The 14,053-nt window shown below is 33.0% G+C and carries 18 protein-coding genes; 9 read left to right on the top strand and 9 right to left on the bottom strand.

Features of this window, described 5'->3' with window-relative positions; genetic code table 11:
* Positions 1–69: 69 nt before the first annotated feature.
* From hisS to ssb, 3 genes are all read right to left on the bottom strand, one after another.
* A complete protein-coding gene (gene hisS, locus P0Y62_03205) occupies positions 70–1,419 on the bottom strand; it encodes a histidine--tRNA ligase (GenBank protein ID WEK70564.1) in 1,350 nt (449 codons plus the stop codon).
* A gap of 160 nt (positions 1,420–1,579) precedes the next feature.
* Positions 1,580–2,032, bottom strand: a complete 453-nt coding sequence (locus tag P0Y62_03200) for an HRDC domain-containing protein (GenBank protein WEK70563.1) — start codon at positions 2,030–2,032, stop codon at positions 1,580–1,582.
* Positions 2,033–2,078: 46 nt separating this feature from the next.
* Complete coding sequence (gene ssb / locus P0Y62_03195) at positions 2,079–2,411, bottom strand: single-stranded DNA-binding protein (protein WEK70562.1); 333 nt, start codon at positions 2,409–2,411, stop codon at positions 2,079–2,081.
* 175 nt (positions 2,412–2,586) lie between these two features.
* On the opposite strand from ssb, the gene P0Y62_03190 reads away from it, so the two are divergent.
* Genes P0Y62_03190 through P0Y62_03170 form a run of 5 tightly spaced genes read left to right on the top strand, consistent with a single transcriptional unit; the run spans position 2,587 to position 5,667 of the window.
* Positions 2,587–3,189: an HPP family protein gene (locus P0Y62_03190; GenBank protein ID WEK70561.1), complete on the top strand. Its 603-nt coding sequence runs from the start codon at positions 2,587–2,589 to the stop codon at positions 3,187–3,189.
* 5 nt (positions 3,190–3,194) lie between these two features.
* On the top strand, positions 3,195–3,539 hold the full coding sequence (locus tag P0Y62_03185) for a hypothetical protein (protein WEK70560.1): 345 nt from the start codon (positions 3,195–3,197) through the stop codon (positions 3,537–3,539).
* 11 nt (positions 3,540–3,550) lie between these two features.
* On the top strand, positions 3,551–4,462 hold the full coding sequence (locus P0Y62_03180) for a TIGR01777 family oxidoreductase (GenBank protein ID WEK70559.1): 912 nt from the start codon (positions 3,551–3,553) through the stop codon (positions 4,460–4,462).
* 9 nt (positions 4,463–4,471) lie between these two features.
* Positions 4,472–5,053 carry a GDP-mannose pyrophosphatase NudK gene (gene nudK, locus P0Y62_03175; GenBank protein ID WEK70558.1) on the top strand — a complete coding sequence of 194 codons (582 nt, stop codon included), beginning with the start codon at positions 4,472–4,474 and terminating at the stop codon, positions 5,051–5,053.
* A gap of 38 nt (positions 5,054–5,091) precedes the next feature.
* Positions 5,092–5,667, top strand: coding sequence for a hypothetical protein (locus P0Y62_03170; GenBank protein WEK70557.1), 576 nt, complete (start codon positions 5,092–5,094; stop codon positions 5,665–5,667).
* 37 nt (positions 5,668–5,704) lie between these two features.
* On the opposite strand, the gene P0Y62_03165 is transcribed toward P0Y62_03170, so the two are convergent.
* The 5 genes from P0Y62_03165 to P0Y62_03145 form a co-directional block, all read right to left on the bottom strand.
* A complete protein-coding gene (locus P0Y62_03165) occupies positions 5,705–6,283 on the bottom strand; it encodes a hypothetical protein (GenBank protein ID WEK70556.1) in 579 nt (192 codons plus the stop codon).
* 161 nt (positions 6,284–6,444) lie between these two features.
* Positions 6,445–6,798 (bottom strand): hypothetical protein, encoded by a 354-nt coding sequence (locus tag P0Y62_03160; protein WEK70555.1) that lies wholly within the window; start codon positions 6,796–6,798, stop codon positions 6,445–6,447.
* A gap of 307 nt (positions 6,799–7,105) precedes the next feature.
* Positions 7,106–8,143: a peptidylprolyl isomerase gene (locus P0Y62_03155; protein WEK71771.1), complete on the bottom strand. Its 1,038-nt coding sequence runs from the start codon at positions 8,141–8,143 to the stop codon at positions 7,106–7,108.
* 81 nt (positions 8,144–8,224) lie between these two features.
* Entirely contained in the window at positions 8,225–8,737 is a 513-nt protein-coding gene (locus tag P0Y62_03150; GenBank protein ID WEK70554.1) for a hypothetical protein, read from the bottom strand.
* A 286-nt stretch (positions 8,738–9,023) separates the two neighbouring features.
* Positions 9,024–10,094, bottom strand: a complete 1,071-nt coding sequence (locus P0Y62_03145) for a branched-chain amino acid aminotransferase (protein WEK70553.1) — start codon at positions 10,092–10,094, stop codon at positions 9,024–9,026.
* Between the two features lie 84 nt (positions 10,095–10,178).
* Between P0Y62_03145 and mnmD the strand changes: the two genes are divergently transcribed.
* Both mnmD and P0Y62_03135 read left to right on the top strand, forming a co-directional pair.
* The gene (gene mnmD, locus P0Y62_03140; protein ID WEK70552.1) at positions 10,179–10,853 is read left to right on the top strand and encodes a tRNA (5-methylaminomethyl-2-thiouridine)(34)-methyltransferase MnmD; all 675 of its coding nucleotides are present in this window, start codon (positions 10,179–10,181) and stop codon (positions 10,851–10,853) included.
* A 147-nt stretch (positions 10,854–11,000) separates the two neighbouring features.
* Positions 11,001–11,417 carry an NUDIX hydrolase gene (locus P0Y62_03135; protein ID WEK70551.1) on the top strand — a complete coding sequence of 139 codons (417 nt, stop codon included), beginning with the start codon at positions 11,001–11,003 and terminating at the stop codon, positions 11,415–11,417.
* A 41-nt stretch (positions 11,418–11,458) separates the two neighbouring features.
* Here the strand turns inward: P0Y62_03135 and P0Y62_03130 are convergent, their stop codons facing one another.
* Complete coding sequence (locus P0Y62_03130) at positions 11,459–12,163, bottom strand: DUF4294 domain-containing protein (GenBank protein ID WEK70550.1); 705 nt, start codon at positions 12,161–12,163, stop codon at positions 11,459–11,461.
* Positions 12,164–12,214: 51 nt separating this feature from the next.
* Here P0Y62_03130 and P0Y62_03125 point away from each other — a divergent pair, with 51 nt between their 5' ends.
* Both P0Y62_03125 and rpe read left to right on the top strand, forming a co-directional pair.
* Positions 12,215–13,291, top strand: coding sequence for a M42 family peptidase (locus P0Y62_03125; GenBank protein ID WEK70549.1), 1,077 nt, complete (start codon positions 12,215–12,217; stop codon positions 13,289–13,291).
* A 25-nt stretch (positions 13,292–13,316) separates the two neighbouring features.
* Positions 13,317–13,967 carry a ribulose-phosphate 3-epimerase gene (gene rpe / locus P0Y62_03120; protein WEK70548.1) on the top strand — a complete coding sequence of 217 codons (651 nt, stop codon included), beginning with the start codon at positions 13,317–13,319 and terminating at the stop codon, positions 13,965–13,967.
* The last annotated feature ends 86 nt before the right edge of the window (positions 13,968–14,053 follow it).

Raw genomic sequence — 14,053 nt, 5'->3', positions numbered from 1 at the left:
ATAAAATATATAAAAAAATTCCGGCTAACTTCTTAGAAGATCAGCCGGAATTTTATTTTATAATTTGAACTATGCTAAAAATTCTTGTAGAGAAATGATTTTTTGTTCACCTGTTTCTAAATTTTTTAATCTTACAGTTGAATTTCCTATTTCTTCTTCCCCTAAGAAAACCAGGTTTTTAATTCCCTTCTTTTCCGCATAGGTGAATTGCTTGTTCAGTTTTGCATTTTCAGGATACAGCTCTGCCGAAATTCCTTTTTCTCTTAGTTGACTAATCAATTTCAAAGCTTCCAGCGTTTCTTCACCTCCAAAATTAGCAAACAGATATTCAATATTGGCTGCTGCTTCTTGAGGGAAAAGGTTAAGCTCTTCCATAACCAGATAAATCCTGTCCAAACCAAATGAGATTCCTATTCCGGGGACATTTATCACTCCAAACACTTCGGTAAGGTTATCATATCTTCCGCCACCGCCAATGGATCCCATTTGGGCTTCATCAGCTTTTACTTCGAAAATAGCTCCGGTATAATAATCTAAACCTCTTGCCAAAGTAATATCAAAAACAAGATTCTGGATATCAACACCTAAATTAACAGATTGCGTAAGTACAAATTCTAATTCTTCTACTCCTTTTAATCCGGTTTCATTGCCTTCAAATTTTTCTTTCAGTTGAAGAAGATTTTCTAATGCATCGTTGGATTGATTAAAAAGGAAATCCAATTTATCAATCGAATCTTGAGTAATTCCTCTTTCTAATAGTTCTTTTACGACTCCATCTTTCTCAATTTTGTCCAACTTATCTAAAGCTACAGTAAAATCTATCAGTTTATCCGTGATTCCTGCATATTCTGCTAAGCCCGAAAGAATTTTTCGGTTATTGATATGAATGGTTACTGAAACATTAAGCTGTGAAAAAGACTTTAAGTACAACTGGACCAGCTCCACTTCCTGCCAAAGACTTTCACTTCCCACAACATCTGCATCGCACTGATAAAACTCTCTGAATCTTCCTTTTTGAGGACGATCTGCTCGCCAAACCGGCTGAATCTGGTAACGTTTATAAGGAAATGTAAGTTTTCCTTGATTCATAGCCACAAATCTTGCAAAAGGCACAGTAAGATCATAACGAAGAGCTTTATCCGAGATCTGAGAAGTCAGTTTCTGATGGTTTTTATTTTCCCAGTCTTCCTGATTCACTTTTGAAGTGTATTCACCTGAATTTAAAATTTTAAAAATTAAACGGTCTCCTTCTTCACCATATTTCCCAGTCAATGTAGACAGGTTTTCAAAACTAGGCGTTTCTAATGGCTGAAAACCAAATAATTCAAAATTTTTCTGTAAAATATTGATAATGTATCTTCTTCTGGAAACTTCTAAAGCTGTAAAGTCTCTCGTTCCTTTCGCTAAACTTGGTTTCATTGTATAAATGACAATTGATAGTTGATAATGATTGTGTATGCAAAAGTAAGGATTTACAAAGACTTTCCGTCATCAAAAAGCCAAAGAAATACATTCTTTGGCTTGGAAATAATAAATCATCATTTGTGTTTGCTTTGATTATTATTTACTCAATTTTTAATTATATACTTTCTAAAATGTCTAAAATTTCTTCTCCATAGTTTTCAATTTTATGTTTTCCGAAACCTTTAATATCTAATAATTCTTCTTTTTTAGCTGGTTTATATTTAGCAACAGAAGTCAGTTCTTTATTAGTTGCAATAAAATAAGACGGTAGATTTTGTTCTTTAGCTTTTTCAGATCTCCATAATTTTAATGCATCTAATATTTTAACATCATCTTCATTCAGAGGTTCATCTTCTGCAGAATATTTTACAGGTTTAGAATCTTTTACACTGTTTACCGAATGTTTTACTTCATCATAATAAAAGATGACCGACCAAAAATTTTCATCATGTACAAAAGCAGTTTCAACGTTTAGTATTTGATGCTCACTCAGAAACTGATCAATATTTTTTTGATCGATCCGTAAAAATTCTTCTGCAATTCTAACTTTTAAAACTTTAACTTTCATCTGATTTGTGTTTTTAATTATTTTACTAGATCTAACAGTAATAATATTATTTACTTCCTAAAAGTAAGATCTCATCTACTCTTATTTCTGTAATATATTTCTTTACCCCATCTTTGTCATCATACGATCTATATGTTAATTTTCCCTCTATGGCAATTTCTTTTCCTTTAGGAACATATTTCTGGAAAATCTCAGCTGTTTTACCAAATGCTACCAGATTGTGCCATTGAGTTTCCTCCACCTTCTCTCCTTTTGCGTTGGTGTAATGATCATTCGTAGCTAAAGACACACTTGTCTTGATATTTCCGTTTTCGAAGTTTGTAATTTCAACTTCTTTTCCTGTGTAACCAATTAATGTTACTTTGTTTCTTAGTGACATAATTTTATTATTTTTTAATTTAACAATCAGATAAGAGACGCTCACTGTTTTTCTCAAATCTCTGTTGCAAAGATTCTGGAAATCTGTCTATTGAATCGGTTAAAAATCATTTAAATTCATTTGTAGTCGTTTGCAAACGGATATTTTGTATCTTTAGCTTATAAAAAAGAAAATTGTGAAGAAAACTTTTAAAAGAACATTAAGAGTCTCAAAATATGTAATCTATAAAGAAACCCTAATAGACTACAAAGAGCATTTCTGGTCATTTTTAGGGGCTTTCTTTGGAATTGGAATAATTGCTTTTATTCAGTCTCATACATTATCGGCAACAGAAAACATTTTTCTTATTGGTTCTTTTGGAGCATCCAGTGTTTTAATTTACGGAGCTATCCAAAGTCCTTTAGCTCAACCCAGAAATTTAATCGGAGGGCATGTTCTCTCTGCTTTGGTAGGAGTTACTATTTATAAAATTGTACCGGACATCATCTGGCTTTCTGCTCCTTTAGCCGTTGCTTTTTCTATTGTTTTAATGCAATACACAAAAACTTTACATCCTCCGGGAGGAGCCACTGCACTTATTGCCGTAAGCTCTACAGGAAAAATTCCTGAATTGGGATATTGGTATGTTTTATCTCCTGTTTTATCCGGTTGTATTATCTTATTGATTGTTGCTTTGTTTTTTAATAATTTAACGCCTAATAGGAGCTATCCTAACCATACAAGGTTTAAGAGATTATTGAAGAAAAAACATTCACATCCACACAAAATGAAAAAATAAAAATTATGAATTGTCTAGAATGTGGTGAAAAAATCATCGGAAGATCCGACAAAAAATTCTGCAATGATGCCTGTAGAAACGCCTGCAATAATAAACAGAATAAAGATTCTAATAATCTGATGCGTAATGTGAATAATAAGCTACGCAAAAACTATCGTATTCTGACAGATATAAATACGGAAGGAAAAACTAAAATCGCAAAAGCAAAGCTGGATGGCTTAGGTTTTGATTTCAACTATTTCACCAATATTAAAGTTTATAAAAACGGAGCCGAATATAAATTCATCTATGATTACGGATATAAAATACTGGAAGACGATTATATACTCATAGTAAAAAATCAAGCATAAAGATTTGCTATATGAAAGAAATAGTACTGATTACAGGAGCCGGCGGATTGATTGCCCAAGAGTTAGCAAAAAAAATTGAAAACAACTATGAGGTGAGATTCCTGACTCGCAATAAAAAACGGGCTAATGAATACGAGTGGAACATAAAAAAAGGAACCATTGATGAATCTGCATTTGAAAATATTTCTCATATTATTCATCTTGCAGGAGCCAATATTTCAGAAAAAAGATGGACAACCGAAAGGAAAAAAGAACTCATTTCCAGTCGTGTCGACTCGGCACAACTTCTTTTAAACACGCTGAAAAGAAAAAACATACAGCTTAAATCCTTTATTTCTGCCTCCGGAATCAATTATTACGGAACAATAACTTCTGAAAAAATATTTACAGAAACAGATGATCCCGGAAATGATTTTTTAAGTGAAGTTGTCATTCTATGGGAAAGAGCTGCAGACGAATTTAAACAACAGAATTTAGCTGAAAGGGTCGTAAAAATAAGAACCGCCGTTGTACTATCTGAAAAAGAAGGTGCCTTAAAAAAAATGCTTCCTCCTATCCAGTATTATATTGGCTCTCCTTTAGGAACAGGAAAACAATATATGCCATGGATTCACATTAATGACATTTGCTCTATTTATGAATTTGCCTTAAAAAATTCACATATAAATGGTGCTTACAACGCGAATTCTCCGGAGCATATAACTAATGAAAATTTAACAAAACAAATTGCTAAAACAATACAAAAACCTTTATTCATGCCCAATCTCCCTGCTTTTGTATTAAAGCTTATCTTTGGAGAATTGGCAAATGCCTTGTTAGAAGGCTCCAGAGCTTCTTCACAGAAGATTCAGGATGCAGGTTTTCGCTTCGAATTCCCTAATTTACAAAACAGTTTAGAAGATTTATTATCAAAAAAAGTATAAAATCTACCCATGCAAAATCCAAAAATAAAGATTAAAAACACAGAAATATTATCTGACAACTGGTATACTTTGAAAAAGGTAACCTTTAGCATTAAAAAGAAAGACGGCAGTGAAGAAACCCAAAGCAGAGAAGCCTATGACAGAGGAAACGGAGCCGTGATTCTACTCTATAATACCATTCAAAAAACAATTATACTCACCAGACAATTCCGTTTACCTACCTACATTAATGGCAATGATGACGGAATGCTGATTGAAGCCTGTGCAGGATTATTAGATAATGATCACCCTGAAGAATGCATAAAAAGGGAAACAGAGGAAGAAACCGGGTATAAAATATCTGAAGTACAAAAGGTATTTGAAGCCTATATGTCTCCAGGTTCAGTTACCGAAATTCTTCATTTCTTTATCGCTGAATATTCCAATGAAATGAAAATAACTGATGGAGGCGGCCTTGAAGAGGAAGGTGAAAATATTGAGGTTTTAGAACTTTCTTTTGAAGAAGCACTTCGCCTGATTGACAAAGGCGGCATTAAAGACGCAAAAACAATCATGTTAATTCAATATCTCCGTCTGAAAAATATTTTATAAAGATTCTTACAATACGTAAAAATTAAATTTTTAAAATTATGAAACTTTTATTATCATTAAGTCTCTGTTTATCATTAAGTGTTTATACTTTCGGCCAAAAAACAGAAGCATTAAGCTCTAAAGATCAATCTATTATACAGCATTTTAAAACTGAATATAAAAAGAAAAACTATAAAAAATTTGAAGGAAAGATAAATGTAAAAGATACCCAGGTATTGTTTGATGATAAGGTTATTTTCTATGATAAATCAGATAAAATTACAGCTTACATCCTACAACATGGCCTTATATATCCGCAATTATTAACCGATTATCAAATGGAAAAATTCCTTGCTGAAACCAGGGATAAGACTCAAAAGAGATTTTTGAAGCTTCAGAAAGATCCTCGTGCCGGTTTTGATGTAAACAATGTAAAACTGACCAATACTAAAGAACTGACCTTTGCTAATTCCAGTCCTAAAGCAAAAAGGTTCAAACTAACTTTTAAGGATAACAGAATCAACAGTACGATCATCTACTTGATTGAGCTTACCAACAAAAGTGCGAAAGAGAATACCCCACTTGAAGATTTTATAAAGGAATCAACTTTGACGTATTTAGATCAAACTGAATAAAAAAATCCCTCTCTTATTTTAAGAGAGGGATTTTTTGTTAGATCTTATCCAAAACCTTCTTCGGTAATATTTTTGTTAATTCAGTTTTAAATTCTTTTTCAAGGATTACAAATTTCCAGTATTTCCTGTCTTTTGAAACAGCACAAGCTTTCATATTGGCGTTAATCAGATATGAACCTTCGTCGGCTAAATATTTTACATTATTTTTGCCATATTTACCTATCAAAGCTGCATTCATTTGCTTTTTCATATCATCATTCAATGAGTTTACATTACATTTCATTTTAAGATAATAGTTGACGATAGAGAAATATTCACCACTAATTAATTCCGGTTTCTCAATATCCCCGAATTGCAAATCCTGTACATCAATCTTCATAAAAGGATTGTTGTAGGTCAAATTCATAATCTGGGTCATTTGTTCTTTGGCAACAATGGTAAAAAATTTAGGATAGATACAATTTATTGACTGATCTATTTTCTTAGTTTTAATTGTATTTACAAAATAAGTAAGGTTTTTCTTAATTGATATATCATCTGGATTAGCTTTTGTTTGGCCAAAAGAAATGAATGACAACAGGAAAAATAGAAACAGAAGTGATTTGGTTTTCATCATTTTTAATATTAGATTCTTAAGATTCTTTACAAGAATAGATATTCGACTTTTCTGGTAATCTCTTTACCAAATATGTCGAAGGTTTTAGATAAATCGTTACAGAATATATTTTCGTTAAATAAAAAAGCCATCCTTACGGATAGCTTTCACTATTTTATATTTTAAAATTTCTCAAGAATTTTTTCCGGTACGATCCCCACAATTTCGGACTTATATTTTTTATCCAGTACCAAAAATGTCCAATCTTTCCCTTCGCTTGAGATTGCACAAGCTTTCATCCTTGCATTAATTAAATAATAATCATCACTAGCCAAATATTGAACATTTTCTTTCCCATATTTTAAAATCATTGCTTCATCTATTTTTCGTTTTACAATATCTTTATTCGGATTTGAATTCCAGTCAATCTTCAGCTTAATTCTAAAAGAATAATTTATTATTGAAAAGTACTCTTTATCTATTAATTGAGGTTTTTCAATATTATATATTTTAAAATCTTGAATATTTACCATCATACTTGGATTATTGTAAGAAACATTCAGAATCTTGATCATTTGCTCTCTTGTAATTAAATCTAAATATTTAGGATAAATAAAATTTACGGCATTCCCTATATTCTTTGATTTAATATTTTAAACCATGGCAGTTAAAGATCTTTTTATCCCTGATTCATAATCGATTTCTTTTGTTTGGTTACACGAAAAAATTGAAAAAAAAGATGTTATAAAAATTATTAGTTTAAATTTCATTATTTATATATTGAATTATAGTTGTTAAAAAAGCCATCCTTACGGACGGCTTTTAAAATATTTTAAGATTAGATTATTTTACTTTTACAAGCTCAACATCAAAAATCAACCAAGCATTTGGCGGAATTACTCCTCCTGCTCCTCTTTCTCCATATCCCATTGCAGGAGGAATCAATAAAGTAGCAGTTTCACCTTCTTTTAATAAAAGAATTCCTTCATCCCATCCTTTGATTACTCTTCCCATTCCGATTGGAATTTCAATAGGCTCATTTCTCTTGAATGAAGAATCAAATTCGGTTCCGTCTACCAATTTACCTGCATAATGTACAGATACATTATCCCCAGCTTTTGGAGCTTTTCCATCAGTTGTTTTTGTGATTTTATAGTAAAGACCAGATTCTGTTTTTTGCATTCCGGCTTTTAAATCTTCAACCATTTTCAACTGGTTCGCTTTAAATTCTTCTTCTTTTCTTTTCTTATCAGCTTCTTCTTTAGCAACGAACTCCTTATTTTTCTCAGCAATTTTAGCTTTTCCTTCGTTGAAAGTTTTTGCCGGATCATAGTTTTTGTATTCATCACCTTTGCTGAAAACAGAAACTTTTTCTAAAACGATATCTGTTTTAGGCTTATCCTGAGCTCCTTTTTCTACGTTGGCAATCGCATCGATTACATCTTCACCTTTTACTACTTTTCCAAAGATCGTATGTCTTCCATCTAACCAGGGTGTAGCAACTTCAGTAATGAAGAATTGAGATCCGTTAGTATTCGGTCCTGAATTCGCCATAGAAAGAATTCCTTTTCCTGTATGCTTAAGGTCGTTTCTTTCGTCTTCAAATTTATATCCTGGATCTCCCATTCCTGTTCCTTGAGGATCTCCTCCCTGAATCATGAAATCCTTGATCACTCTGTGAAAAATAGTTCCGTCATAGTAAGGAACTCCTTTCGCTTTAGCTTTGTTGTCGATTTTACCTTCTGCAAGACCAATAAAGTTCGCTACAGTTACAGGTGCTTTCTTATCTTCAAATTTTACAATCAGGTTTCCTTTTGTTGTTTGAAGATTGGCATAAAGTCCGTCATTAAGACCTTCGTAAGTTTCTTTGTCTACGTTCATTTTTTTATAAATTGGGGTACAACTCATCAGCGAAATACTTGCCGCTGCCAGAATTATATTCTTGTTAAACAATTTCATTTATTATAAAGCTTTTAATTTTATGATTAAAGGGATGTCGTTATCAATTTTCTTCTCATCCCCGAAAGTTCCATAAGCCAGAGAAGATGGAACCAAAAGAGTAACTTCCTCACCATCATGTATAAAACGTAAAGCATTTTCTACCGCTTTTAATTCATCAAAATGTCCGAATTTAGCATCTCTTCTTGCAACAGGCTGATCATAAATTTTAGTCTGATCAAAATCGTAAAGATCATAAGAGTAAGAAATCAGACTTTCATCTGCCCTTTTTTCTCTTTTATCAAACCCCTGAGCATTTACCCAGTAATTAAGCTGTGTGGGGTAAAACTTCTCAGTTTGCCCGCCAATCCAATCCTGAATCTGGTTTCTTTCCAATGTGTTGAGGTTTTTCATTCTTTCCCGTGAAACATCCAGATCACTTTTGCTCAGAACACCACCTACAGGAGGATGTGCCTGTTGTGTATTTCTATTGCAGCTCAATAAGCCCAATACAGATATGAAGAGTATTTTTTTCATAAACATTTGCGAAAATACACATTTCGGGAATTAATTACAAAAGTTGGTTAACTTATTAGATAAAAGTTATACAACTTTTACAATAATTTGATTTTAAATTGTTATAGCTTTTTCAATGTCCAGATTTTCTAACTGTCATTCTGACGAAGGAAGAATCTCAGACAATTACAACCACAGATTCTTCAATTCACTTTGTTCCTTTCGGAATGACAGTACAACAACTCATTTAAAACAAAAAAAGCCGGGAAAAATTTCCCGACTTTATTTAGATTTTATTGAATTGAATTTATACTGTTTCCAATACGTGATCTACCAGTACTCTCCATCCGAATGTATCTTCAGAAAGGTTTGTCTGTAAACTCACTAAATCATTTTTCAGAGTTTCAGCATAGCTTTCTTCAGAAGAAAGTTTTGGTAATTCCAATTTTTCTCCTTTATATCCTAAAGCCTGGAAAACGGTAGTTACAACTGCTGTTCCAACTCCCCAAACTTCTTTCAATGTTCCGTTTCTCTGAGCTTCTACAACATCTTCTACTTTAATTGGTTCAACTTTTACTTCAAATCCTCTTTTCTTCGCCAAAGCAATGAAACTATCTCTGGTAACACCATCTAAGATCTTTTCAGAAGTCGGTGGTGTAAAAATAGTATCATTAATTCTTACAAACACATTCATTGTTCCACTTTCTTCGAAATACTCATGAGTAGCATCATCTGTCCAGATAATTTGATCATATCCTTCTTCAATAGCCAACTGAGTCGGATAGAAAGATGCAGCGTAATTACCTGCAGCTTTAGCGGAACCTACTCCACCATTTGCAGCTCTTGAATAATGATCAGAAATTTTCACAGAAACAGGCTCAGTATAATACATTTTAGCAGGTGTTGCTACAATTGCAAACATATATTTGTCAGATACTCTTGCTTTTAATGCTTCTTCCGTAGCAAAAATCAATGGTCGTATGTATAAAGACATTCCTTCTCCCTGAGGAATCCAGTCTCTGTCTATATCTACCAAAGCCTTCAAACCATCCAAAAACATTTCTTCCGTTACTTCGGGCATAGCAAGACGTTTCGCTGATTTATTGATACGTTCAAAATTCTTTTCAGGCCTGAAAAGGAAAACCTGCCCATCTTTGTCTTTGTAGGCCTTCATACCTTCAAAGCAAGCCTGTCCGTAATTTACTCCCATCATTGCTGGTGTAAATGGTATTGGACCATAAGGAACTAATTTCACATCACCCCACTTCCCATTTTCATACTCACAAATCACCATATGATCAATAAAAGTATTTCCAAATGAAAAATTATTTGGGTCGAATGTAGAAATTCTGGAGTTTTCAGTTTTTTGAATTATCATTTCTAAAATTTTTTATGATGTTCTACAAATTTAACATAATTTTCTAAATATAAAAATTTTAGAGTAAATTTGTGAAAAAATAGCTTGAAAAGGGAAGTAAAAACGACAAACGACGGAAGCAAAACACTGTTTATCAATGAATTAAACGAAAATTACCATTCTCACCACGGCGCCCTACAGGAAGCCGAACATGTGTTTATTAAAAATGGACTAAATTTAACAAATGATTACGAAATTAATATTTTAGAACTAGGTTTTGGAACAGGTTTAAATGTTTTGGTGACAATTAATGAATATTTAAAAACTGACAAAAATCATATCATCAATTATTTTTCACTCGAAAAATACCCCATAAATGAATCCGAAATTAACGATTTGGCTTATTTTGAACATTTTGATCACCCGGAATTAAAAAATATTTATCAGAAAATTCATTTGGCAGAATGGGAAAAATCAGTTGAAATCACTAAAGGATTTAGTCTTAAAAAGATACAATGTGACTTTTTCGACCTGGAAAACATTGTGTTACCTAAAATAAACCTGGTATATTATGATTGTTTCGGAGCAAGAGTACAGCCGGATCTTTGGGAAAAACCCTTATTTGAAATGGTAGCCAACAAAATGCAGGTTAACGGACTTTTAACAACCTATTCTTCAAAAGGCAGCGTAAGAAGAATTCTACAGGAACTGAACTTTAAAGTAGAAAAGAAACAAGGTCCTCCGGGAAAAAGAGAAATGATTAATGCCATTAAATTCTAGAAGTTAGAAATTAGTAGAGCCTGACCATTCTGTTTAAGAACAGCTATTAATAGTAAATACCTCTAACTATTTTCAACATTAATTTCGGGCTTATATATTCTCACAATCTCTATAATTTCCTTATTTTAGCCTTACAAATTATTATATATGATAGATAAGATAAACATCAGAGTTTATGCTTGTGTTGTAAAAAACAAAAAAGTATTGACTTTGTTTGAAGAATATGCCGGTGAAGCTTTAATGAAATTTCCGGGAGGAGGACTGGAATATGGGGAAGGAGTTTTGGAATGCCTTCATCGTGAATTTGAAGAGGAGCTCAATGTAAAAGTCGAAATTGTAGAGCACTTTTATACTCAGGAAGATTTTTTAGTTTCGCGTTTTAGGGAAAACGAACAACTCCTTACTATATATTATATTGTAAATATTATTAACGAAGAAGATTTTCTTATTCTCGACCCTTGTATCGAAAAAACAGAATGGATTGACATCGATCAGCCTCATAATCCATTTCCTTTACCTATTGACAAAATTGTATTTGATAAATTAAAAGAAAAATTCCTGTAAAGTTATTACAGGAATTCTTTTTTTATATAATAATGATTATATTATCTGCCGACTTTAAACTGATAGGCACCAGGATAAGGCTGTAAAAACCCCGAATTCCAATTAGACTGCAAAAGAGACTCTAAAAACTCATCTGTTCTGTTCACATGAGGATTATACTGATCCTTTAGATCAATATCTGCCATTTTACCTTTTACATTCCACCAAAATGCACTCCATCCTCCTCTCAGTTCTTTTATAATCTCATAGACGTTTTTACCCGTTGCTCTATTCATAAGCTTAGCAAAAACCTGTCCTTCTGTTGTCGTTAAATCTCTTAATTGTTTTTCGTATTGATCAGCCAGCATATTCTGCCGGTCTCTCACATATTTTCTCTTCGCTTTAGTATCCATATTAGTCATCTCCTTCTGAATATCGCGATACTGCCCCAAAGCGGTTATAAATAACGGATAAACTCTATATAGTTTTTTATTAAGGAAGTAATAGTAGTTCTTATCTAATTGGTTATTAAACTTAGGTTTGTTCAATAACGTCAGCTCATCCATTACAACTACGGTTTCACCATTTATTTCATAAAACTTGGCTTTCTGCCGTTCATCATAATAATATTTATTACCAAATTCATCTACTTTCAACAATTCAGGAGGATACTGACTTAAAGGTATGTACCTTAAAGAATCTTTTTGCCCGAAAACACTCACCCCTAAAAAGAAAAGAAAAAGGCAAATAATTTTATTAAAATTCATTATTTTTACACTTATTAGAACAAAAATTACTTACAAAAATCGTTCCTTTTTATGAAATTTGAAAAGAAATCTTTAAAGTTTTTAGAAAAATACTTAAATACAGCATCTCCGACTGGTTTTGAGCATAAAGGCCAAGAAATTTGGATGGATTATATAGGTCAATATGTCGATAAAATCGAAGTTGATCACTATGGTACCTGTTACGGAATTATCAATCCTGAAGCAGAGTTCAAAGTAGTGATAGAAGCACATGCAGATGAGATCTCATGGTATGTCAACTATATTACAGATGACGGATTGATCTATGTAATCCGAAACGGAGGTTCAGACCAGACAATCGCCCCCTCAAAAGTAGTTCATATCCATGGAGAAAAAGGTATTGTAAAAGGTGTTTTCGGTTGGCCGGCCATCCACACCAGAAGTGCAAATCAAAACGAGCCTACTCCTAAAATTGAAAATATCTTTATCGATTGCGGTGCTGTTTCCAAAAAAGAAGTTGAAGATTTAGGAATTTACGTAGGATGTATGATTACTTATCCTGATGAATTCTTTGAAATGAATGACAGGTATTTTGTCTGCCGTGCTTTAGACAACAGGATCGGAGGATTTATGATTGCCGAAGTAGCAAGACTTTTAAAGGAAAACAAAAAGACCATTCCATTCGGATTATATATTACCAACTCCGTTCAGGAAGAAGTAGGTTTATATGGTGCAGATATGATTGCAGATACTATCAAACCTAACATTGCCATTGTTACCGATGTTACTCATGATACAACCACTCCAATGATCGAAAAGAAAAAAGAAGGCGATCAGAAATGCGGAGCAGGTCCTGTTGTTTTCTTTGCTCCAAGCATTCACCACACCATCAGAGAACTGATTATTGATACGGCAAAAACAAAGAAAATTCCGTTCCAACGAGCTGCGGCAAGCAGAGCCACAGGAACAGACACCGATGCTTTTGCCCATTCTAACGGCGGTGTACCAAGTGCATTAATTTCCCTACCTTTGCGCTATATGCACACTACAGTAGAAATGGTTTCTAAAGAAGACGTAGGAAATGTAATAAAGCTTATTTACGAAACACTTCTTAAGATACAGCCGGAAATGAAACTGAAGTATCATTAATAGAAGAAATAAAAGTAAAGTAAAAATGAAAACGAAGCTTATTGCTCCTTCCCTTTTATCTGCAGACTTTGGGAATCTGCAAAAAGATATTGAAATGCTGAACAATTCTCAGGCAGACTGGCTTCACGTAGACGTGATGGACGGTAGATTTGTTCCTAACATCTCATTTGGTTTTCCGGTGATGAAAACGATTCAGCAGCATGCCAAAAAATTTGTAGATGTTCATTTAATGATTCTTGAGCCTGAAAAATATGTTGAAGAATTCATCAATCATGGTGCAGATTTAGTTTCTGTTCATTATGAAGCATGTACTCATCTTCACAGAACGATTCATCATATTCAAAGCTTAGGTGCAAAAGCGGGAGTTGTTTTAAATCCGTCTACTCCTGTTTTAATGCTTGAAGACATTATCGCTGATGTAGACCTGGTTTTATTAATGAGTGTAAACCCAGGATTCGGGGGACAGAAATTTATCGAAAATACTTACAAAAAAATTGCAGAAACTAAAGATTTGATTCTAAGCAACAACTCTACAGCTCTCATTGAGATTGACGGAGGAGTAAATCTTGACAATGCAGCAAAACTTTTCGACGCAGGAGCAGATGTTCTGGTTGCCGGTAATGCAGTATTCTCAACGGAAAATCCCGAAAAAACAATTGAGTTGCTAAAAATCTAATTGTTATTTACATAAAAAATGAAAAGGCAGCCTTTCGGTTGCCTTCATTGTTTCCTCAAAAAAAACAGAGTTGATATTGTTATTAG

It is taken from the genome of Candidatus Chryseobacterium colombiense, from assembly GCA_029203185.1.
Lineage (GTDB): Bacteria > Bacteroidota > Bacteroidia > Flavobacteriales > Weeksellaceae > Chryseobacterium > Chryseobacterium colombiense.
This window is presented reverse-complemented; position numbering and strand designations above follow the sequence as displayed.